The following is a 21,766-nucleotide window of genomic DNA, read 5'->3' as shown; positions in this document are numbered from 1 at the left end:
CCCGGGTCGCGGCCGCGTTGCTCCTCGGGCGCCGGACGGGCTGAACAACCCGTCCGGCGCCCGGCGTTCGGGCCCGCCCGCATCGTGGCCGGGTCAGTACCCGCGGGGGTCGTAGGGGTTCCGGGCGCCCTGGGGGTGTTGCTGGTACGGGTTCCCCGGCCCCGGCGCGTAGGGACCCCCCTGGTGGAACGTGAACGCCGGGTTCGGCGCGTACGGGCCGGGCTGCGGCGGCAGATGCCCGTACGGCGGGGCGGGCGGAATCGACGGAGGCAGGGTGGCCGGGTGCGCCCCCAGCCGGATCCCGTAGCGGCGCCGGAGCCGGCGCAGCTCCAGAGCGGCGATGGCCGTGACCGTCAGCGGGGCGCCCAGGATGAAGACGATGCCCATCGTGAGGCTCAGCCCGTGCAGATCACCGGTGAGCAGGTCCGGGAGGGCCATCAGCCACGAGGTCACCGTGGCGAGCAGCGGCGGCAGGCAGGCAGCGGTGCACTCCGGCGGTGCCGAAGAAGTTCCCGTTCACCTGCACGGCTCCGTACGCCACGAGTCCGGTGAGCCACATCGCCGTCAGGCCCGGCACCATCATCATCATCCCGCCGAGCGAGATCGCGAGCTGCCACAGCAGGACCGTCACGACGACGGTGCCGATGAAGAGCAGCAGCAGCTTGAGGGAGTCGAAGAGGGATCCGCGCAGTCGGCGGATCCGCCCGGTGCGCCGCCAGACGAACAGCATCACGCCGACCGTCAGGGGTGTGATGAACAGCAGCACGGCGGCCGCCGTCAGCATGTTCTCCAGGACCTCGGTGAAGTCGAACCTGCCCTGCACGAAGGTGTACACGCCGAACGCGGCGACCGCCCCGGCGATGAGCCGTAAGCGCTTGAGCCGCTCCACGGACGGGTCGACCGGCGCCGGGATCCACGCCGGATGGAACAGCGCCTGCGCGACGGCCTTGGGCCGCAGGACCGATCCCGCCGACAGGGGACCACTCAGCCATCTTCTGCGCGAACCGGTCAACTTCGCTCCCCCGAGCACTCGGTGACGTGATCGCCCTGGATTGTACGGGAGACGGACGGACCCTCCGGCGTCTCCCCGGGTGACCGGGTGTCTCCCGGTCACCCGTCACCGGTGCCTACCGGCCGCGCAGCTCCCGGTACTTGGCGACCAGGGCCTTCGTCGACTCGTCCAGCCCGGGCACGTCGGCGCCCTCGGTCAGCGCCGGTTCGACGCGCTTGGCTAGGACCTTGCCGAGCTCGACGCCCCACTGGTCGAAGGAGTCGATGTTCCAGACCGCGCCCTGGACGAACACCTTGTGCTCGTAGAGGGCGATCAGCTGGCCGAGGACGGAGGGCGTCAGCTCGCGCGCGAGGATCGTCGTCGTGGGGTGGTTGCCCTGGAAGGTCTTGTGCGGCACCAGATCCTCGGGCACCCCTTCGCCGCGCACCTCGTCCGGCGTCCTGCCGAACGCCAGCGCCTGCGTCTGCGCGAAGAAGTTCGCCATCAGCAGGTCGTGCTGGGCGACGAGGCCGGGCTGGAGGTCGGCGACGGGCTCGGCGAAACCGATGAAGTCGGCCGGGATCAGCTTCGTGCCCTGGTGGATGAGCTGGTAGTAGGCGTGCTGTCCGTTGGTGCCGGGCGTGCCCCACACCACCGGTCCGGTCTGCCAGTCCACCGGGCGTCCGTCGCGCTCCACGGACTTGCCGTTGGACTCCATGTCCAGCTGCTGGAGGTACGCGGTGAACTTGGACAGGTAGTGCGAGTACGGCAGCACCGCGTGCGACTGCGCGTCGAAGAAGTTGCCGTACCAGATGCCCAGCAGGCCCAGCAGCAGCGGCGCGTTGGACTCGGCGGGGGCGGTGCGGAAGTGCTCGTCGACGAGACGGAACCCGTCGAGCATCTCGCGGAACCGGTCGGGGCCGATCGCGATCATCAGCGACAGACCGATCGCGGAGTCGTACGAGTACCGGCCGCCGACCCAGTCCCAGAACTCGAACATGTTCGCCGTGTCGATACCGAAGTCGGCGACCTTCTCACCGTTCGTCGACAGCGCCACGAAGTGCTTCGCCACGGCGTCCTGACCGGCCCTCAGCCCGGTCAGCAGCCAGTCGCGGGCCGAGGTCGCGTTGGTGATCGTCTCGATGGTGGTGAAGGTCTTCGAGGCGATGATGAACAGCGTCTCGGCCGGGTCCAGGTCGCGGATCGCCTCGTGCAGGTCGGCGCCGTCCACGTTCGACACGAACCGGACGGTGACGTCGCGGTCGGTGAAGGCGCGCAGCGCCTCGTACGCCATCGCCGGGCCCAGGTCGGAGCCGCCGATGCCGACGTTGACCACGTTCCTGATGCGCTTGCCGGTGTGGCCGGTCCACTCGCCTGAGCGGACCTTGTCCGCGAACGCGCGCATCCGGTCCAGCACGGCGTGCACGGCCGGCACGACGTTCTCCCCGTCGACCTCGACCACCGCGTCCCGCGGGGCGCGCAGCGCGGTGTGCAGCACGGCCCGGTCCTCGGTGACGTTGATCCTCTCACCGCGGAACATGGCGTCCCGCAGCCCGAACACGCCGGTGGCCGCGGCCAGCTCGCGCAGCAGGCGCAGCGTCTCGTCGGTGACCCGGTGCTTGGAGTAGTCGACGTACAGGTCACCTACCTCCAGCGTGTACCGGGAGCCGCGCCCGGGGTCGGCAGCGAACAGCTCCCGCAGGGAGGTCTCGCCGGCCTCCTCACGGTGCTTGGCCAGAGCGGTCCATTCGGGTGTCTGGTTGAGCCTGGTACGGCTTTCTGCGTTCATCTCGGACTTCCGCCTCTTTCCTGCGTGTGCTGCCGCGTACCTTGCCCCGCTGCCGTCCCAACCTAATTGATCAGGGCTTGACGTGAGCCGTCCTGAAGCCGTCGTCCGGGTGGACAACGGATACGTCCGGGTTGAGCGCGGGTATCAGAGCGGTGACGGAGAGCGCGAAGAACGCGGCGGCGAGCAGCGCCGGGGTGTTGAGCCCCCAGACCGTCGCGACGGCTCCGCCCAGCAGGGCTCCGAGAGGTGCCCCGGCGACGGCGAGCGTCCGGAACGCCGAGCTGACACGGCCGAGCAGGTCGGCGGGGCTGCGCTGCTGCATCAGGGTCGTCGTGTTGACGTTCCACACCATTCCCATGAGGCCGAACACGGCCATGCTCACGAGGAACACGGCCGGGCTGCGAACCGTGCCCATGGTGACGAGGGCCCCGGTCTGCACGGCTCCGGCGAGCAGCACGCCGCGGATCCGGCCGAGCCGGTCCACGACCCGGCGGTTCACCGCTCCCCCGGCCAGGCTGCCGAGCGTGTACGCGGTCATCGCCGCCGCGTAGCCGCCGTTGCCCGCGTCGAGCCAGTCCGTCACGAGGAGGACCGTCGTGGCGATGAAGGCACCCATGCCGACGTTGCAGAGGGCCGTGGCCGCGCACAGGCCGCGCAGCGCCCGGTCGCGTCCGAGGACGCGCAGTCCCGCCGCGATCTCACCGCGCAGGGTGCTGCCCGCCGGTCTCGGCGCACGCTCGGCGGGCCCGCTCCGCAGGGAGGCGACGAGCGCGGCTCCCACGAGGAACGTCACGGCGTCCACGAGGAAGGGGGCGGCCGCTCCCGCGACGATCAGGACGGGGACGAGGGGGCCGGCGAGCAGGCCGCCCGCGAGGCGCTGACCGGTCATCAGGCGGGCGTTCGCGCTGCCGAGTGCCGCCCGGTCGACGAGGGCGGGGAGCAGGGCGGTGGACGCGTTGTCGAAGAGCGTCTGGAGTGTGGTCAGCGCCAGAGCCAGCGCGATCAGCAGACCGATCGAGGCGTGTCCCAGGGCGACGGCCGCGGCGAAGGCCGCCACCAGCAGGCCCCGCACCAGGTCCACGGTCCACATCGCGCGTCGCTGGTCCACCCGGTCGGCGACCGCTCCGCCCAGTAACCCGAACACGATCCAGGGGAGATGACCGCAGGCGGTGACGGACACGACGAGCATCGCCTCGTGCGTCAGCGTCGCGGCCAGCAGCGGCAGCGCGGCCGTCCGCAGGGCATCGCCGAAGCTGGAGAGGACGGCCGCGCTCCACAACCGCCCGAACCCCCCGCGCCACGCGGGCGCGCGCACCTCCACCGCACCGGTCGTCGTCACCAGGCCCCCCGCAGATTCCGCTGATGCAAGAACCGTAGAGGGCACCACTGACAGTCGGCCGTGGAGCGGGCGGCACGGCCGTACGAGACACGTCCGGCCGGACACCCCTTGGTGTCCGGCCGACTGTCAACTCCTAGATCTCGCCCCGCAGTTTGGCGAGCGCCTCGGCGAGGATCGCCTCGCCGTCCGCGTCGCTGCGCCGCTCCCGTACGTACGCGAGGTGCGTCTTGTACGGCTCGGTGCGCGGCGGGTCCGGCGGGTTGTCCTGGTCCTGTCCGGCCGGAAAGCCGCAGCGCGGGCAGTCCCAGGTGTCGGGGACCTGCGCGTCGCTGGCGAAGCTCGGCTGCGTCTCATGCCCGTTGGAGCACCAGAAGGAGACGCGCAGCCGTGGCGCGGACTCGCCGCGCTCGGCCTCGCCCATCGGCCCCGCCCCGACCCGGCTTCCTCGGATCGCGTTGCCACTTGCCACGGTCGTAACTCCCTGCGTAATGGTGCCGCGAAACGAGTCGGCGTGACGCTTCGCTGCGAGCGCCTCAGTCTACGTAAGGCCCAACGCGCGTCCAGTGATTGGAGTTACCTTCCCGCCCCTAGACGCAAGCCCCATGATAGGCCGCGCTGGGCTGCGCGTACCGGACATGGGGCCTTACGTGCGGAATGTGCGTGCGTACTGCGCTGTCGCGACGCCGTACCGATGTCAGCCGGTGATCAGTTGCCGGTCTTCATCAGGATGCCGAGCGCGACAATGCACGCGAACCAGAGCAGACCGATCACCACCGTGATCCGGTCGAGGTTGCGCTCGGCGACCGAGGAGCCACCGACGGACGACTGCATACCGCCACCGAACATGTCGGAGAGGCCGCCGCCCTTCCCCTTGTGCATCAGCACCAGCAGCATCAGCATCAGGCTGAAGACGATCAGGGCGATCGAGAACCCCATAACCACGGCTGGACCAACTTCCTCGGATCTGGATGACGACGGGGGCCCGGTGGGTTGCCACCGGACCCCCGCAAGAGTACGACGTAACGCCGCTACCGCATACTCACTGGTCGCGGAACCGGACGATCTTGACGAACTCGTCGGCGTCGAGCGCCGCGCCGCCGATCAGCGCGCCGTCCACGTCGGGCTGGGCCATGATCGCCGCGACGTTGCCGGACTTCACGGAGCCGCCGTACTGGATGCGGACCTTGTCGGCCAGCTCCTGCGAGTACAGCTCGGCGAGACGGCCGCGGATCGCCCCGCAGACCTCCTGGGCGTCCTCGGGGGTGGCGACCTCGCCGGTGCCGATCGCCCAGACCGGTTCGTACGCGATCACGATGGACTCGGCCTGCTCGGCCGGGATGTCCTGGAGGGCGCCGTCGACCTGCGCGAGCGTGTGGGAGACCTGGTTGCCCGCCTTGCGGACGTCCAGACCCTCGCCGACGCACAGGATCGGGGTGAGGCCGTGCTTGTAGGCGGCCTTGACCTTGGCGTTGCACTGCTCGTCGGTCTCGTTGTGGTACTGCCGGCGCTCGGAGTGGCCGATCGCCACATACGTGCACTTGAGCTTGGACAGCATCGCACCGGAGATCTCACCGGTGTAGGCACCGGAGTCCTGCGCCGAGAGGTCCTGGGCGCCGTACTTGATCCTCAGCTTGTCGCCGTCGACCAGGGTCTGCACGGAGCGCAGGTCGGTGAAGGGCGGCAGGACGGCGACCTCGACGGCCTCGTAGTCCTTGTCGGCCAGGGCGAAGGCGAGTTTCTGGACGTGCGCGATGGCCTCGAGGTGGTTGAGGTTCATCTTCCAGTTGCCCGCCATCAGCGGCGTGCGCGTGCTCATTTGGGTCAGTCCTCCAGTGCGGCGAGACCGGGGAGCGTCTTGCCCTCGAGGTATTCGAGGGAGGCGCCGCCGCCGGTCGAGATGTGGCCGAATGCCTGCTCGTCGAAGCCCAGGGTGCGGACGGCCGCGGCGGAGTCGCCACCGCCGACGACCGTGAAGGCCGGGGAGTCGAGAAGGGCCTGGGCGACCGCCTTGGTGCCCTCGGCGTAGTCGGGGTGCTCGAAGACGCCCATGGGGCCGTTCCAGAAGACGGTGGCCGCGTCGGCGAGCTTCGAGGCGTACAGCTTGCGGGTCTCAGGACCGATGTCGAGACCCATCCCGCCGGCCGGGATGGCGTCCGCGGCGACGGTGGTGGGGTGGGAGGGGGCCTTGGTCTTCAGGTCCGGGAACTCGGACGCGACCACCACGTCGACGGGGACGACCAGCTCGACGCCGTTCTTCTCCGCGCGCTCGACGTACTCGACGACGACCGGGATCTGGTCCTCCTGCACGAGGGAGGCGCCGATCTCGTACCCCTTCGCCTTCAGGAAGGTGAAGGCCATGCCGCCGCCGATGAGCAGCCTGTCGGCCTTGCCGAGCAGCTGGTCGATGACGTCGAGCTTGTCGGAGACCTTGGAGCCGCCGAGCGCGACCACGTAGGGACGCCTGACGTCCTCGGTGAGCTTCTTCAGGACGCCGACCTCGGTGGCGATGAGGTGGCCCGCGTAGTGCGGCAGGCGCGCCGGGAGGTCGTACACGGAGGCGTGCTTGCGGTGCACGGCGCCGAAGCCGTCGCTCACGTAGACGTCGGCCAGGGCGGCGAGCTGGTCGGCGAAGGCGGCGCGCTCGGCGTCGTCCTTGGAGGTCTCGCCGGCGTTGAAGCGCAGGTTCTCGACGACCGCGACCCGGCCGGGCTGGAGGCCGTTCACCGCGTCGTGGGCGGCGGGGCCGACGGTGTCCTGGGCGAACGCCACGGGGGCGCCGAGGAGTTCACCGAGGCGCTCGGCGGGCCGCAGCAGGGAGAACGCCGGGTCCGGGGCACCCTTGGGGCGGCCCAGGTGCGAGGCGACGACCACCTTGGCGCCCGCGTCGGCGAGGGCCTTGACGGTGGGCAGGACGGCGCGGATGCGGCCGTCGTCGGTGATGCGGCCGTCGGCCAGCGGCACGTTCAGGTCGGCGCGGACGAAGACCCGCTTGCCGTCCACGCCTTCGGCGAGAAGTTCGTCGATCGTCTTCATGAAGGGACTCCTAGAAGGCTCGTGAGATCGCCAGAGGGCTGATCGATCAGTACGTGAGAGAGGGCCCGGGCAGCGCGGCCTTGCGCTGCCCGAGCCCTGCTCCTACATCGAGATGCCTGCTCCGGGACCTAGAGCTGGCCGCCGACGAAGACCGTGAGGTCCACGAGGCGGTTGGAGTAGCCCCACTCGTTGTCGTACCAGCCGAGGATCTTCACCGAGTTGCCCTCCTGGACCATGGTCAGGGAGGAGTCGAAGGTGCAGGACGACGGATCGCCGACGATGTCCGAGGAGACGATCGGGTCCTCGGTGTAGGTCAGGAAGCCCTTGAGGTCGCCGTCCTCGGAGGCCTTCTTGAACGCGGCGTTGACCTCGTCCTTGGTGACCTCGCGCTGCAGCGTCACGACCAGGTCGGTGGCCGAGCCGGTCGGGACCGGGACGCGCATCGCGATGCCGTCGAGCTTGCCCTTGAGCTGCGGCAGGACCAGGGCGGTGGCCTTGGCGGCGCCCGTCGTGGTCGGGATGATGTTCTCGGCGGCGGCGCGGGCGCGGCGCAGGTCCGAGTGCGGGAAGTCCAGGATGCGCTGGTCGTTCGTGTACGCGTGGACCGTCGTCATCAGACCCTTGACGATGCCGAAGTTCTCGTCGAGGACCTTGGCCATCGGCGCCACACAGTTGGTGGTGCAGGAGGCGTTGGAGATGACGTGGTGGTTGGCCGCGTCGTACTTGTCCTGGTTGACGCCCATCACGATCGTGATGTCCTCGTCCTTGGCCGGAGCCGAGATGAGGACCTTCTTGGCGCCGCCCGTGATGTGCTTCTCGGCGTCGGCCTTCTTGGTGAAGATGCCGGTCGACTCGATGACGATGTCGACCCCGAGGTCGCCCCACGGGATGTCGGCGGGGTTGCGCTCGGAGAGCACCTTGATGGTCCTGCCGTCGACGGTGATCGTGTCGGCGGTGTGCGACACCTCGGCCTTGAGACGGCCCAGAATGGTGTCGTACTTGAGCAGGTGAGCGGTGGTCGCGGTGTCACCCAGGTCGTTGACAGCCACGATCTCGATGTCTGCACCCTGCTCCAGCAGCGCGCGGAAGTAGTTACGACCGATGCGGCCAAAGCCGTTGATGCCTACGCGGATCGTCACGAAACCGATCTCCTCGTTGGTACGCCGGGTTCGAATCCGGCGAGCTGTATGGGATGTCCCCGACCGCCTACGACCCTACCTCCCTGATGCCTCCGGAGTGACATCGAGACGGCCCATACACGGCAGGGCGGTCCGTACCCGCCAGTAGGGGTACGGACCGCCCCGGTCCGGAGATCCGCTCACCGGATCCGACTACCTGACGTCACGCGCTGTTGACGTGGTGGAGTCAGGTGCGCAGTGCCGCGAGCGCCTTTCCGATCAGCGCCGCACGGTCGGCCGCCGCGGTGACGTGCTCCAGGCCGAAGCCCAGCAGCACGGTGTCGTCCGTGGTGACACCTCCGTAGGTGCGGAACAGCGTTCCGACGCGTGCCCAGTCCTTGAGGACGGCGGGGCTGCCCGCCGGCGGTCCGGGGACGCTCCAGGCGCCGAGTGACGTCTCGAAGCCCTCGGTGCCGGTGACCGTGCCCCCGACGACGAGCGAGGCGTCGTCGGCGAGCAGCCCGTGGCCCCCGCTGCCCGGGTCGCTGATGTAGCTCAGCGAGACCTCCACGGACTTGCCCGCGTACGCGCTCAGGTCGAATTCGACCTGCTGCCAGCCGTCCGAGGCGCCCGTGAAACTGTTCCACGCGCCGCTGGTGCCCGTGTTCGCGCACGCCGTGGCGCCCAGGGTCAGATAGCGCTTGAGGGCCGGGTGCTCCTTGATCAGATAGCCGGCCTCGCACTCGGCCGGCACGGCGGTGCCGGTGGCGCCGCCCGCTTCGGGGAGCGTGGTCCAGTCGTCCGCCCCGGTGGTGTGGGCCTCGAGCACCGCGTGGTCGTAGCCGGGCTCGGTGTCCCACAGGAGCCGGGTGCGCAGCGCCGGCTTGTCGGCCGCGCTCACCCCGGTGAGGTCGATCGTGCGGGTGAGCCGCTTGTAGGCGTCGTCGGTGTGGACGGCGGCGGCCATGTAGGAGCCCGCGTACGGCCCGTACGGGTTGACCGTCCCGGCGAACTGCCCCGCTCCCGCGCTCGCGAACTGCGGGTACGTGTCGACGGGCAGCGTGTCCGAGGTGACGCCGTAGATGCCCGCCGCGTTCAGCGGGTTGCCGGGCGCGTCGCCGAGCGGACCCGTGAAGCCCGCGAGCTTCCCGGAGCCGTCGAAGCCGGTGGCGCCCGGGGTCGACGTCCGCGAGTAGGCGCCCAGGTAGTACTGGCTGAAGTCGTTCGAGAGGGTGCCGCCGCCGAGGTCGACGCTGCCGCCGGCCTGCTCGCCCGCCTCGATCAGCCTGCCGCCCTCGTTGAGGAAGGCGCGCAGCTGGAGCTGGGTGGCGTTGCCGGGCCGGCCGGCGCCCGTGTAGTGGACGACCGTGCCGAAGTGGCCGAGGACACCGAGCGCGTCGGGGGCGCCCTGGGTGGCGACGTCCCACACGAGCGCCTTGCGCCCGTTGGCCTTCAGCGCGTCGACGTACTTCTGCGCCTGGGTCGCGGCCGCGCCCTCCTCCGCCACCACGAGGGTGCCGGCCCGCGGCCGCTCGGCCACGGTGTAGGTGAAGCGGGTGCTGGAGGTGGGCCTGCCGCTCCTGGTCTCACCGGTGAACCAGACCTCGACCTTGTCGCCCGTGTCGCCGTCCTTGACCTTGGCGCGGTACTCGTCGAAGTACAGGTTGTCCTCGCCGCCGAAGGTCTTGCCGCCCTTCCAGGGCCGGAGCGCCATGTCGTGCGTACGGCCGCCGTTGACGCGGTACTTGAGTTCCTTGTCGCGGACGGACCTGCGGGCGACGACGGAGATCTCCTGGTCGGCGCCGCGCGCGTACGAGACCGGGAAGGCCGCGGGGGTGAAGTCGGGTGCGTCGATGCCGACCGAGGAGGACGGCCGGTCGGGGTGCGCGGCGGTCTCGGCGACGGAGAGCGCGAACGGGATGTTCTTGCGGAACTCCTGCTCGATCAGCTTCTCGTCGTCGGGGAAGGTGAAGACGGAGGCGCAGTCGGCCGCGTTCCAGGCGTCGTCCGGGTCGAGGCCCGACGCGGTCTGGCAGGTCGACATCTCGGGGGTGAACATCCCCATGCCGTTGACGTTGGCGGCGTGGCCGTCCGCCTCGCCGTTGGTGGTGTAGAGCTCCGAGGAGACCTGCGGGTGGTAGCCCTCGATCGCCGAGTTCTCGGGGGTGCCGGCGAGCGCCTTGTAGATCACGTCGTCCGGGCTCGGCGTCGCCACCTGCCAGCCCACCCCGTACAGGAGCAGCTCGGCGGCGGAGTGGTAGTTGATGCCGTACGTGAAGCCGATGCGCTTCTCGAAGGCGTCCAGGGCCTTGGTCTCGGGCTCGGAGCCCGGGCTCGCGCCGCGGTAGGTCTGGCTGGTGGGGCTCGGGGACGAGCCCTCGTCGTCGTAGCCCCACTTGTAGGCGAAGTTGCGGTTGAGGTCGACGCCGTCGCCGGTGGTGATGGCGCCGTCGCCGTTCACGTCCCGGAGGTTCTTGCGCCACTGCCGGTCGCCGTCGGCGTCGAACGTGAAGTCGTACCCGTCGGGGTTGGCGGACAGGACGAACCACAGCTCGGTGGAGTCGACGAGCTTCTTGACGCGCTTGTCCGTGGAGTAGTTGTCCAGGTAGTAGTGCATCAGGCGCCGGGTCATCTCCGGCGTGATCCACTCGCGCGCGTGCTGGTTGGACATGTAGAGCACGGACGGCTTGGCGCCGTCCTTCGTCTTCCTGGCGCCCCTGGTCAGCTTGAGCGCGAGGATGTCCTGGCCCTTGACGGTCTTGCCGATGGACACGGCCTTGGTGAGCCCGGGATGTTCCTGGCTGGTCCTGAGGATCTCCTCCTGGAGATTCCCCTTGCCGCTGTACGGGCGGAACACGCCGTCGCCCGCCGCCGTCACCCGCGCCTCGGCCCTGGCCGAGAGCGTGTGCCCGGTGAGTGCGACGCCCTGCTTCTCCAGCTTCTGCGCCTGCTTGTCGGTGAGGTAGACCTCGACCGTCGCGGTCCCCTTGCCCGGCGCCTGTTCGCCGAGTTCGTGGCCGTCCTGTCCGGCCGCGAGCAGCAGGGGTACCTGCTGCTTCGTGACCTCGGCGCGGAACACCTTGACGGCGTTCGCGTCCGGCTCGGGTGAACTGCCGTCCTGCGCCCGGGCGGCCGGGGCCAGACCCGCGCCACCCAGCAGGAGCGCGCTCGCAGCGAGGATCGCTCTCGCTCTTCGTCTCATGAGTCCCCTTTGCACTGGTCCGCCACGGCGGCGGACAGAGCCAGGCTCATGACACCCGAGCATCAAGTCAAGGGTGCGTCAGCATCGGGAAACGCCGGTGCCGATCACCCAAGTGGGCGTCGGCACCGGCGTGTTGGTCTTTGTGCGCGCGGCCGGGACCGGCCCTGGCGCGTCAGCCCACGAGGTTGTCGGCCATCTCCTCGCTGAGGTTGGACTCCGTGCTCGGGATGCCGAGGTCCTGGGCCCGCTTGTCGGCCATGGCGAGCAGCCGGCGGATCCGGCCGGCGACGGCGTCCTTGGTCAGCGGCGGGTCGGCGAGCGCGCCCAGCTCCTCGAGGGAGGCCTGCTTGTGCTCCATGCGCAGCCGGCCGGCGGCGGCGAGGTGCTCGGGGACCTCCTCGCCGAGGATTTCCAGGGCGCGCTGCACGCGGGCCCCGGCGGCGACGGCGGCGCGGGCCGAGCGGCGCAGGTTGGCGTCGTCGAAGTTGGCGAGCCGGTTGGCCGTGGCGCGGACCTCCCGGCGCATCCGGCGCTCCTCCCAGGCCAGCACCGACTCGTGGGCGCCCAGACGGGTGAGCAGCGCCCCGATGGCGTCGCCGTCGCGGACGACCACGCGGTCCACGCCGCGGACCTCGCGGGCCTTCGCCCCGATCGACAGCCGGCGGGCCGCGCCGACCAGCGCGAGTGCGGCCTCCGGGCCCGGGCAGGTCACCTCGAGGGAGGATGAGCGCCCCGGCTCGGTGAGCGAACCGTGCGCGAGGAACGCGCCGCGCCAGGCCGCCTCCGCGTCGCAGGTGGCCCCCGAGACCACCTGCGGGGGCAGCCCCCGGATCGGACGGCCGCGGCCGTCGACGAGCCCCGTCTGACGGGCCAGCTGGTCACCGCCCGCGACGACGCGCACGACGTAGCGCGAGCCGCGGCGCAGCCCGCCGGGCGCCATCACGATCAGTTCGGAACTGTGGCCGAAGATCTCCAGGATGTCCCGCTTCAGCCGGCGTGCCGCCATCGCGGTGTCCAGCTCCGCCTCGATCACGATCCGGCCGCTCACCAGGTGAAGGCCGCCCGCGAACCGCAGAATGGCGGAGACCTCCGCCTTTCTGCAGCAGGTCCGGGTGACGGGAAGCCGGGAGATCTCGTCCTTCACCGCTGCCGTCATCGCCATGGGCCGATCCTTCCATGCATCCGAAAAATACGGTCGTACGCGGCGGCCAACAGCTCCGGGTCGTGCCGCGGAGTGCCGTCGGTCCGGGCCACCGGCGCCAGCTCGACCGCGGCGCCGAACCGCTTGGCGGCATCGGTCAGTGAGTCGCGGTCGGGCACGGCGGCCTCGTCGGCCAGCACCACGTCCAGGGCGAGTTTAGGGGCGTGTCGTCCCAAAACCTCCAAATGACGCTGCGGGGAGAAGCCATCGGTTTCTCCGGGCTGCGGGACGAGGTTCAGGGAGAGCACCCGGCGCGCCTTCGTCTGCGTCAGCGCGTCGAGCAGGCCTGGCACCAGCAGATGCGGGATCACGGAGGAGAACCAGGAGCCCGGTCCGAGCACCACCCAGTCCGCGTCGAGGACCGCTGCCACGGCCTCGGGGACGGCGGGCGGGCCGTGCGGCACGACGTGCACGGACTGCACCTCGCCGGGCGTGAGAGCGACGGTGGCCTGGCCGCGGACGGTGTCGACGTCGTCGGGCCGGGCCGGGTCGTGGCCCTTGACCAGGGCCTGGAGCTCCAGGGGCACCGCGGACATGGGCAGGACGCGGCCCTGCGCGCCGAGGAGCCTGCCCACCAGGTCCAGGGCCTGGACGTGGTCGCCGAGCTGCTCCCACAGGGCGACGATCAGCAGATTGCCGACCGCGTGCTCGTGCAGGTCGCCCTTGGACTGGAAGCGGTGCTGGATGACGCGGGCCCAGGTCTGCCCCCAGTCGTCGTCGCCGCACAGCGCGGCCAGCGCCTTGCGCAGGTCACCGGGCGGGAGCACGCCCAGCTCGTCGCGCAGGCGCCCGCTGGAGCCGCCGTCGTCGGCCACCGTGACGACGGCGGTGAGGTCGCCGGTGATCCGGCGCAGCGCGGCCAGCGAGGCGGACAGACCCATGCCGCCGCCGAGGGCGACGACCTTCGGCTGGGCGCCCCGGCGGCGCGCCTTGCCGCCGCGGCCCTCGGGAGTGGACCGGCGCAGCCTTGCCAGCCGCAGTGCACTTCCGGTCATTCGCGGCCCATGTCCCGGTGGACGACGACCGTCTCCACTCCCTCGGACGCCAGCCGGGCGGCGAGCCTCTCGGACGTGGCGACCGAGCGGTGCTTGCCGCCGGTGCAGCCGACCGCGATGGTCACGTACCGCTTGCCCTCGCGCCGGTATCCGGCGGCGATGAGCTGGAGCAGCTCGGTGTAGCGGTCGAGGAACTCCTTGGCACCGGGCTGGTTGAGCACGTAATTGGCGACCTCCTCGTTGAGGCCGGTGAAGGGGCGCAGCTCCGGGACCCAGTGCGGGTTGGGCAGGAAGCGCATGTCCACGACCAGGTCGGCGTCGACCGGCAGGCCGTATTTGAAGCCGAAGGACATGACGGTGGCCCGCAGCTCGGGCTCCTCCTCGCCGGCGAACTGGGCGTCCATCTTGGCGCGCAGCTCGTGCACGTTCAGGCTGGAGGTGTCGATCACCAGGTCGGCGTCGCCGCGCAGCTCGCGCAGCAGTTCGCGCTCGGCGGCGATGCCGTCGACGATCCGGCCGTCACCCTGGAGGGGGTGCGGGCGGCGCACGGACTCGAACCGGCGCACGAGCGCCTCGTCCGAGGACTCCAGGAAGACGATGCGCCGGGTGACGTGCCGCGCCGCCAGGTCGGCGAGCGACTCGCGCAGGTTGTCGAAGAAGCGCCGGCCGCGGACGTCGACGACGACCGCGATCCTCGCGACGTTGCCCTGGGAGCGGGCGCCGAGCTCCACCATGGTGGGGATCAGTGCCGGCGGCAGGTTGTCGACGACGAACCAGCCGAGGTCCTCCAGACACTTGGCGGCCGTCGACCTGCCCGCTCCGGACATGCCGGAGATGATCACCAGCTCGGGGATGGCCACCTCCGGGACCCCGGCCTTCTCGATGCCCGTACTCACCTGTGCTCCGTCTCCCCCGGCTGCCGGCTCCTGGCCCGCGGCGTCCTGGCCCGCCGCGAGCTCCGGGTGGTCCTCGCCTGCTTCCTTGTGCGTTTCACGGCCCTGTGCCGGGCGTTCTTCCTCAGCGTGGTGTCCGGTCATCTCTCCTGCCCCCGTCGCTCGTCCGAGGAGCCTGCGGACACGGGCTCCCCCGAGGAACCCGCGGTCGTCCCGGGTTCCTCTTCTTCCATGATCTCTCCGGTCGCCGTGTTGACGGCGGGTGCGGCCGGGGCCGCCTGTGCGAAGGCCACGGCGATCGCCTCGGCGGTCTTACGGCCTATGCCGGGGACTTCACAGATCTGGTCGATTGTCGCGGACCGCAGCTTTCTCACCGAACCGAAGTGCTTGATCAACGCCTGCTTGCGGGTCTCGCCCAGACCCGGCACGTCGTCCAGGGGGCTCGCGCGGAAGCGCTTGGCCCGCTTGGCGCGCTGGTAGGTGATCGCGAAGCGGTGGGCCTCGTCGCGGACGCGCTGGAGCAGATAGAGGCCCTCGCTGGTGCGCGGGAGCACCACCGGGTCGTCCTCGGCGGGCACCCACACCTCTTCCAGGCGCTTGGCGAGGCCGCAGACGGCGATGTCGTCGATGCCGAGCTCGTCCAGGGCCCGCTTGGCGGCGGCGACCTGCGGCCGGCCGCCGTCGACGACGATGAGCTGCGGCGGGTAGGCGAACCGCTTGGGGCGGCCGTCCTCCTCGGTGAGCTCGGGGCCGCCGTCGGCCCACTCGCCCGTCCTCTCCTTCTCGGAGAGGTAGCGCCGGAAGCGGCGGCTGATCACCTCGTGCATGGACCGGACGTCGTCCTGTCCCTCGAAGCCCTTGATCTGGAAGCGCCGGTACTCGCTCTTGCGGGCGAGCCCGTCCTCGAAGACCACCATGGAGGCCACCACGTCGTCGCCCTGGAGGTGCGAGATGTCGTAGCACTCGATCCGCAGGGGCGCGCTCTCCAGGTCGAGGGCCTCGGCGATCTCCTCCAGGGCGCGCGAACGGGTGGTCAGGTCGGAGGCACGCTTCGTCTTGTGCAGCACGAGCGCCTGCTGCGCGTTGCGCTGCACGGTCTCCATGAGCGCCTTCTTGTCCCCGCGCTGGGGGATGCGCAGCGACACGTTCGACCCGCGGCGGGCGGTGAGCCACTCCTGGACCGACTCCACGAGGTCGGGCAGGGCCGGGACGAGGACCTCCTTGGGCACGGAGTCGCCGGTCTCCTCGCCGTACAGCTGCTGGAGCGCGTGCTCGACGAGGTCACCGGTGGTGACGGCCTCCACCTTGTCGGTGACCCAGCCGCGCTGGCCGCGCACCCGGCCGCCGCGGACGTGGAAGATCTGCACGGCGGCTTCCAGCTCGTCCTCCGCGACGGCCATCAGGTCGGCGTCGGTCGCGTCGGCGAGCACGACCGCGTTCTTCTCCATCGCCTTCTTCAGGGCCCCGATGTCGTCACGCAGGCGAGCCGCCCGCTCGTACTCCATCTCCTCGGCGGCGCCGGCCATCTGCTGCTCGAGGCGGCGGATGTACGTGCCCGTACGGCCGGCCATGAAGTCGCAGAACTCGTCGGCCAGTTCGCCGTGCTCGTCGGGCGAGACCCGGCCGACGCACGGGGCGGAGCACTTGCCGATGTAGCCGAGGAGGCAGGGGCGGCCGGTGCGGGCGGCGTTCTTGAAGACGCCCGCAGAGCACGTGCGCACGGGGAAGACGCGCAGCAGCAGGTCGACGGTGTCGCGGATGGCCCACGCGTGTCCGTACGGCCCGAAGTAGCGCACGCCCTTGCGCTTCTGGCCGCGCATCACCTGCACGCGGGGGAATTCCTCGTTCATGGTCACCGCGAGGTACGGGTAGCTCTTGTCGTCGCGGTACTTGACGTTGAACCGGGGGTCGAACTCCTTGATCCAGGAGTACTCCAGCTGCAGCGCCTCGACCTCCGTGGACACCACGGTCCACTCCACGGACGCGGCCGTGGTGACCATCGTGCGGGTGCGCGGGTGGAGTCCCGCCAGGTCCTGGAAGTAACTGTTCAGGCGCTGGCGCAGGCTCTTCGCCTTTCCGACGTAGATCACCCGGCGGTGCTCGTCGCGGAATTTGTAGACCCCGGGTGTGTCCGGGATCTCTCCCGGCTTGGGGCGGTAGCTGGAGGGGTCGGCCATGTCTCACACCCTACTGGCGAGGGGTGACAGCGTGCCGAGGTCCCGGCCGCGCCTGTGGACAACCGCACGGGGCACGCTCCCGCCGGGCCACCCCGGCCGGCCTCGGAGGACGCGACGGCGCCGGGCGAGCAAGGGTCGGTCCCCTGGCCGGCGTCTGGGCCCTCCCCCCTGGGCCAGCCGCCTGGGAGCGTCCGCCCACCCCGTCGGCCTGAGCCAGCCGTCCGGACCGGCCATCGGACCGGCTGGTGTCGACAACGCTCGTGATCAATACACCTAGCCGCTGCCCCGCCGCAGGGCCCGTGCGGCACTCAGCACGAGGGCCAGGAGGGCGCCGCCGCCGGCCAGCGCCGAGACGACGGCGACGGTCAGGCCGGTCCCGTTCCCCTCTTCCGGCTCCCGGGTGTCCTCGGCGTCCTTGGTCTCGGGGGTCTCCGGGTCGGGAGCGGGTGCGGGGGTCACCGGACGGCCGGAGGCCGGGGGCGCCGGGTCAGCGGGAGGGGCCGGGGCGGCCAAGACGGCGGGTGCGGCGTCGGCCGGCGCCCCGGCGGCCCGAATCGGTCCCACGGCCGGCGTCGGTCCCGCGGCCGGCGTCGGTCCCGCGGCCGGCGTCGGTCCGGCGCAGACGGCCGCCAGGACGATCACCGGGGCGACCACGGGGACGATGAGCCCACTGAGGCGCATCGCGTCCTCCCGATTGGGGTTCGAGGAGCTGAGCGGACCGCGTCGGACACTGCGGTTGAGCATCAGGTGTTGTCGGGACTTGGTCAACACGCTTCAATGCGGTGCAACTTGGGGCCGTGAACAGCGCCGTACGGGTGTGAACCATCCCCGCACTCCCACCAGGCGGCCTCCGGAACCCGCGCGAACGGTCTGACCAGCCGTTTGTGAACATTCACAGAAAGGCCCGCGCATGCGGCACGGCACAGAGCACGTGGACCTCGCCCCGGCGGAGCTGGAGACGGCCCTGCGGGGCGGCCCCTTCCATATCGCGCTGCGCGCCGCGATAGCCGCCCGCGGGCTGCCCCTGCAGCGCGTGCAGCACCACCTGTCGCGCTACGGGGTCAAGGTCGGTGTGACGAGCCTCAGTTACTGGCAGCAGGGCGCACGGCGACCGCAGCGTCCCGAGTCGCTGCGCGCGGTACGCGCCCTGGAGGAGATCCTCCAGCTGCCGGACGAGTCGCTGATCAGACTGCTCGCGAACAGCGGGGACCAGCCGGGCCCGGAACGCCCCGCGAGCCGCTCGTACCGCGCCCTGGTGGAAGCCTCCGGTGTCCTTGAACGCCTGCTCGGCGAACTGGAGTCCCCGCTCGACGGCGGACTGCACACCATCGGCCACCACGAGCGGGTGCGCATCGGCGCGCACCGCGAACTCCAGGGCCGCGAGTCGCAGCACATCGTGCGCGCCCACCAGGACGGCGTGGACCGGTATGTGGCCATCCACCACGGCGACCCGGGCTGCACCCCGAACCGGATGGCGGTGCACGCCATGGAGAACTGCCGCACGGGCCGGGTGCGCTGGCACCATGACACCGGAGTCCTCGTGGCCGAGCTCCTCTTCGACACCCGGCTGCGCGCCGGTGACACGTTCCTCTTCCGCTACGGCTTCGACGACGGCACGGCCGGCGCGTCCAGCGAGTATCTCCGCGGGTTCGGCTTCGCGGGCGGCCAGTACGCGCTCCAGGTGCGGTTCGACGAACGGGCGCTGCCCGCGCGCTGCCACCGGTTCACCCAGCACTCCGCGGCGGCACCGCGCGCCGGCCGCCAGGAGCTGACGCTGAGCGGGCAGCACAGCTCGGTGCACCTGGTCGAGCCGCGGGTGCGGTCGGGCATCGTGGGGATCGCCTGGGACTGGGACTGACGCCGTCAGGCCGGCGGGCCCGTGACGATCTTCCCGTTCCTGACCTCCACGGGCAGTTCGTTGAGCGGCTCGGTGGCCGGCAGATGCAGCACCTTGCCCGTCGTCGCGTCGAACTCACTGCCGTGACAGGGACACATGAGAGTCGTCCCCGCCAGCTTGTTGATGGGGCACCCCGCGTGCGTACAGATCGTGCTGTACGCCTTCAGGGAACCGTCCTCGGCGTGGCTGACCACCACGTTGTGGTCCCGGTACAGCTTGGCGCTGCCTTTGGGGATCTCGTTCTCCGCGCCGAGCTCCACGGATGCGGTGGGCGTCGGCGGCACCCCACCCTTGTCGTCCCCCGACGAACAGGCGGCGAGACCGAGCCCCGCGACGGGCGTCGCGGCGGCCCCTCGCAGGACGGTACGGCGGCTCGCGGACGGTCGGCCGGGCATGAGGTCTCCCCTGGTCGGACGGTAGTGAGGGGTGTGGCGCACCGACGATACCGGGGCGGAGCACTCCGCTCCGGCCGGGACGCGGCGCGGCGGACGGGCGCGAGTGAGCGTGGGCGCGAGGGTGCGGACGTCCGTGGACGCCCGGGCTTAAACGTTTACGCGAGCGTTTACGCCAACACCTACGTAAACGCTCGCGTAAACGTTTAAGCCAGTCTACGTAAACGCTTGCGTAAACGTTTACGTCACCCAACGTAAACGCCTACGTAAGCGTTTACGTCCGCCGTCCGGATGGGATAGGTTCCCGCGAGGACCTGCCCGAGAGCCTCGTGATGAAAGGGAACGCCGTGGCGACAATGGTGGACGTGGCGCGACACGCGGGGGTGTCGATCGCGACGGTCTCGCACGTCCTGAACGACTCGCGGCCGGTGCGCCCCCACACCCGTCAGGCCGTCCTCGACGCCATCGAGGCGCTCGGCTACACGCCCAACACACTGGCCCGCTCGCTGGTCACCGCGCGCACCCGGTCGATCGGGCTCGCGGTCTCGGCGATCAGCAATCCGTACTTCACGGAGATCCTCCAGGGTGTGGAGGCCGGGGCGCTGGAGCACGGGTACAGCCTGCTCATCGCCGATCCGCACGACGATCCCGAGCACGAGCGTAAAGTCGTCCGGCTCCTGCACGAGCGGCGGGTCGACGGTGTCATCGTCGCCCCCTCGGCCGCCCCCCGGGGACTTGTGGACTATCTGGGACGGCATGACGTTCCGGCAGTGTTCCTGGACCGCCTGGTCGACGACACCTGGGAGAGGAAAACAAGTGCCGGAGGCGTCCGCGCGTCCGGTGACGACGGATCGTCAACGCACCCGTACCGCTTCGACCAGATCAGCGCCGAGAACGCCGAGCCGATGGCACGACTGGTCAGCCATCTCACCGGACTCGGCCACAGACGCATCGGACTGGTCGCGGGCCTGCCCGGCCTCAGCACCACCGGCGAGCGGATCTCCGGCTACCGGCACGGACTGGCGGGGGCGGGACTGCCGTACGACGAACGGCTCGTGATGCACGGTGACTCGCAGTCGCGGGCGGCGGAGCACGCGACGGGCGCGCTGCTCGCCCTCGCCGCGCCTCCCACGGCTCTGGTCACCGGGAACAACGCGATGACCATCGGCGCGCTGCGTGCCGTACGCGATCTCGGTCTGTCCGTACCGGACGACCTGGCGCTGTGCTGCTTCGACGACTTCGCGTGGGCGGACCTCTTCTCGCCCCGGCTGACCGCGGTCTCCCAGCCCAGCAGGGAGATGGGGGCCCAGGCCGTCCGGCTGCTCCTGGAGCGGCTGGCCTCGCCGGACCGGCCGGGCCGCACCGTACGGCTGCCGTGCACCTTCGTCCACCGCACGTCGTGCGGCTGCCCCGAGGAGCGCCGGGCCTCCGAGAGCCGTACGGGCACCGTGGACCGCCGGGCCACGGATGGCCCCGGCGGATCCGACGCCTCTGGCTCCGGCGGATCCGACGGTCCTGACCCTCTCGGCACCGTGGGCGCCGACAGTCCCGGCCGTCCGGCGCGTTCGGAGCGCTCCGCCCGCACGGACCGCTCCGGACACAGTCACCCTTCCGAGCGCGCCGTGCGCTCCGACCGCCGCGAGAAAGGACCCGCGTCGTGATCGTCGTCGCCGGTGAGGCTCTGATCGATCTGGTGCCGCAGGGCGCGGGGGCGCTCGTGAACCTGTCGCCCCGTCTCGGCGGCGGCCCGTACAACACGGCGGTGGCCCTCGGCCGCCTCGGCTCTCCCACCGCCTTCTGCTCCCGCGTCTCGTCCGACGCCTTCGGTGAGGCGCTGCTGGACGGGTTGCGCGAGGCGGGCGTGGACGTGTCGTCGGTGCAGCGCGGCGCGCAGCCCACGACGCTGGCCGTCGCCTCGGTCGGCGCGGACGGTTCGGCCGCGTACTCCTTCTACGTCGAGGGCACGGCCGACCGCCTGTTCTCCGTACCCGACCGCCTCCCGGACGCGACGGCCGCGGTGTCCTTCGGTACCTGCTCACTCGTCCTGGAGCCGGGCGCGAGCGCCTACGAGGAACTGATGCGGACCGCCGCCGCGCGGGGCGTGTTCACCGCGCTCGACCCGAACATCCGGGCAGGGCTGATCCCCGACGCGGACGCCTACCGGGCCCGGTTCAGGAGCTGGCTGCCCTCGGTCTCTCTGCTCAAGCTGTCCGCGGAGGACGGGGAGTGGCTCGGCGGCACCCCGGCCGAGTGGCTGGCCGCGGGCCCCGCAGCCGTCGTGGTCACACGGGGCGGGGCCGGCCTGACCGTCTTCACCCGCGACGGTGCGGCGCTCTCGGTGCCCGGCGAATCTGTCGAGGTCGTGGACACGATCGGCGCCGGTGACACGGTGAACGCGGCGCTGCTGCACGGCCTCGCCGCCCGGGGCGCTCTGTCGCCCGAGGCCCTGGCCGGTCTCGGCCCGGGCGACTGGACGGAACTGCTGACGTTCGCGGCCCGCGCGGCGGCCGTCACCTGCTCCCGCGCGGGCGCGCAGCCGCCGTACGCCTCCGAGCTGGCCGACGCGTAGGCCCATGGGGGAGGCCGGGGGGCCCGGACCGCGACACGCTTGAGCCCTCGGCAAACGCCGCGGGGGGGGGGGGGGGGGGGGGGGGGGTGGGGTGGGGGGGGGGGGGGGGGGGGGGTGGGGGGGGGGGGGGGGGGGGCCGACAGGGAGATTGGGTGGCAGGGGTGGTTTTT

19 protein-coding genes are annotated in these 21,766 nt (G+C 71.1%); 3 read left to right on the top strand and 16 right to left on the bottom strand.

Annotation, left to right across the window (positions count from 1 at the left end; genetic code table 11):
* Window positions 1–93: 93 nt before the first annotated feature.
* From AC069T_RS07705 to AC069T_RS07635, 15 genes are all read right to left on the bottom strand, one after another.
* Window positions 94–438, bottom strand: a complete 345-nt coding sequence (locus AC069T_RS07705) for a hypothetical protein (RefSeq protein ID WP_478781854.1) — start codon at window positions 436–438, stop codon at window positions 94–96.
* The gene (locus tag AC069T_RS07700) at window positions 410–1,012 is read right to left on the bottom strand and encodes a hypothetical protein (RefSeq protein WP_478781853.1); all 603 of its coding nucleotides are present in this window, start codon (window positions 1,010–1,012) and stop codon (window positions 410–412) included. Before AC069T_RS07700 ends, AC069T_RS07705 begins: the two co-directional genes overlap by 29 nt.
* 115 nt (window positions 1,013–1,127) lie before the next feature.
* On the bottom strand, window positions 1,128–2,780 hold the full coding sequence (gene pgi, locus AC069T_RS07695; RefSeq protein ID WP_478781852.1) for a glucose-6-phosphate isomerase: 1,653 nt from the start codon (window positions 2,778–2,780) through the stop codon (window positions 1,128–1,130).
* Between the two features lie 70 nt (window positions 2,781–2,850).
* Entirely contained in the window at window positions 2,851–4,119 is a 1,269-nt protein-coding gene (locus tag AC069T_RS07690; RefSeq protein WP_478781851.1) for an MFS transporter, read from the bottom strand.
* 133 nt (window positions 4,120–4,252) lie between these two features.
* The gene (locus AC069T_RS07685; RefSeq protein WP_079083975.1) at window positions 4,253–4,588 is read right to left on the bottom strand and encodes an RNA polymerase-binding protein RbpA; all 336 of its coding nucleotides are present in this window, start codon (window positions 4,586–4,588) and stop codon (window positions 4,253–4,255) included.
* Between the two features lie 236 nt (window positions 4,589–4,824).
* Complete coding sequence (secG, locus tag AC069T_RS07680; protein ID WP_478781867.1) at window positions 4,825–5,055, bottom strand: preprotein translocase subunit SecG; 231 nt, start codon at window positions 5,053–5,055, stop codon at window positions 4,825–4,827.
* A 103-nt stretch (window positions 5,056–5,158) separates the two neighbouring features.
* Entirely contained in the window at window positions 5,159–5,935 is a 777-nt protein-coding gene (gene tpiA / locus AC069T_RS07675; protein ID WP_478781850.1) for a triose-phosphate isomerase, read from the bottom strand.
* Between the two features lie 5 nt (window positions 5,936–5,940).
* Window positions 5,941–7,152 carry a phosphoglycerate kinase gene (locus AC069T_RS07670; RefSeq protein WP_478781849.1) on the bottom strand — a complete coding sequence of 404 codons (1,212 nt, stop codon included), beginning with the start codon at window positions 7,150–7,152 and terminating at the stop codon, window positions 5,941–5,943.
* 128 nt (window positions 7,153–7,280) lie between these two features.
* Window positions 7,281–8,291 (bottom strand): type I glyceraldehyde-3-phosphate dehydrogenase, encoded by a 1,011-nt coding sequence (gap, locus tag AC069T_RS07665; RefSeq protein ID WP_478781848.1) that lies wholly within the window; start codon window positions 8,289–8,291, stop codon window positions 7,281–7,283.
* Between the two features lie 226 nt (window positions 8,292–8,517).
* The gene (locus tag AC069T_RS07660; protein WP_478781847.1) at window positions 8,518–11,472 is read right to left on the bottom strand and encodes a M14 family metallopeptidase; all 2,955 of its coding nucleotides are present in this window, start codon (window positions 11,470–11,472) and stop codon (window positions 8,518–8,520) included.
* Between the two features lie 172 nt (window positions 11,473–11,644).
* Window positions 11,645–12,634 (bottom strand): DNA-binding protein WhiA, encoded by a 990-nt coding sequence (gene whiA, locus AC069T_RS07655; protein WP_478781846.1) that lies wholly within the window; start codon window positions 12,632–12,634, stop codon window positions 11,645–11,647.
* On the bottom strand, window positions 12,625–13,668 hold the full coding sequence (locus AC069T_RS07650) for a gluconeogenesis factor YvcK family protein (RefSeq protein ID WP_358855589.1): 1,044 nt from the start codon (window positions 13,666–13,668) through the stop codon (window positions 12,625–12,627). Before AC069T_RS07650 ends, whiA begins: the two co-directional genes overlap by 10 nt.
* Window positions 13,665–14,705 (bottom strand): RNase adapter RapZ, encoded by a 1,041-nt coding sequence (rapZ, locus tag AC069T_RS07645; protein ID WP_478781845.1) that lies wholly within the window; start codon window positions 14,703–14,705, stop codon window positions 13,665–13,667. The genes AC069T_RS07650 and rapZ overlap by 4 nt, the downstream gene beginning before the upstream one ends.
* The gene (gene uvrC / locus AC069T_RS07640; RefSeq protein ID WP_478781844.1) at window positions 14,702–16,738 is read right to left on the bottom strand and encodes an excinuclease ABC subunit UvrC; all 2,037 of its coding nucleotides are present in this window, start codon (window positions 16,736–16,738) and stop codon (window positions 14,702–14,704) included. The genes rapZ and uvrC overlap by 4 nt, the downstream gene beginning before the upstream one ends.
* Before the next feature lie 273 nt (window positions 16,739–17,011).
* On the bottom strand, window positions 17,012–17,419 hold the full coding sequence (locus AC069T_RS07635) for a hypothetical protein (RefSeq protein WP_478781843.1): 408 nt from the start codon (window positions 17,417–17,419) through the stop codon (window positions 17,012–17,014).
* 229 nt (window positions 17,420–17,648) lie between these two features.
* Here AC069T_RS07635 and AC069T_RS07630 point away from each other — a divergent pair, with 229 nt between their 5' ends.
* Window positions 17,649–18,596: a hypothetical protein gene (locus tag AC069T_RS07630; protein WP_478781842.1), complete on the top strand. Its 948-nt coding sequence runs from the start codon at window positions 17,649–17,651 to the stop codon at window positions 18,594–18,596.
* 5 nt (window positions 18,597–18,601) lie between these two features.
* Here the strand turns inward: AC069T_RS07630 and AC069T_RS07625 are convergent, their stop codons facing one another.
* Window positions 18,602–19,030, bottom strand: coding sequence for a Rieske (2Fe-2S) protein (locus AC069T_RS07625; RefSeq protein ID WP_478781841.1), 429 nt, complete (start codon window positions 19,028–19,030; stop codon window positions 18,602–18,604).
* 344 nt (window positions 19,031–19,374) lie between these two features.
* Here AC069T_RS07625 and AC069T_RS07620 point away from each other — a divergent pair, with 344 nt between their 5' ends.
* Both AC069T_RS07620 and AC069T_RS07615 read left to right on the top strand, forming a co-directional pair.
* A complete protein-coding gene (locus tag AC069T_RS07620) occupies window positions 19,375–20,688 on the top strand; it encodes a LacI family DNA-binding transcriptional regulator (RefSeq protein WP_478781840.1) in 1,314 nt (437 codons plus the stop codon).
* Complete coding sequence (locus AC069T_RS07615; RefSeq protein WP_478781839.1) at window positions 20,685–21,596, top strand: carbohydrate kinase family protein; 912 nt, start codon at window positions 20,685–20,687, stop codon at window positions 21,594–21,596. Before AC069T_RS07620 ends, AC069T_RS07615 begins: the two co-directional genes overlap by 4 nt.
* Window positions 21,597–21,766 lie beyond the last annotated feature (170 nt).

The organism is Streptomyces sp. NPDC043867, from assembly GCF_056435845.1.
Note: the sequence above shows the minus strand (reverse complement) of the source record. Positions and strands in the feature narration are given on the sequence as shown.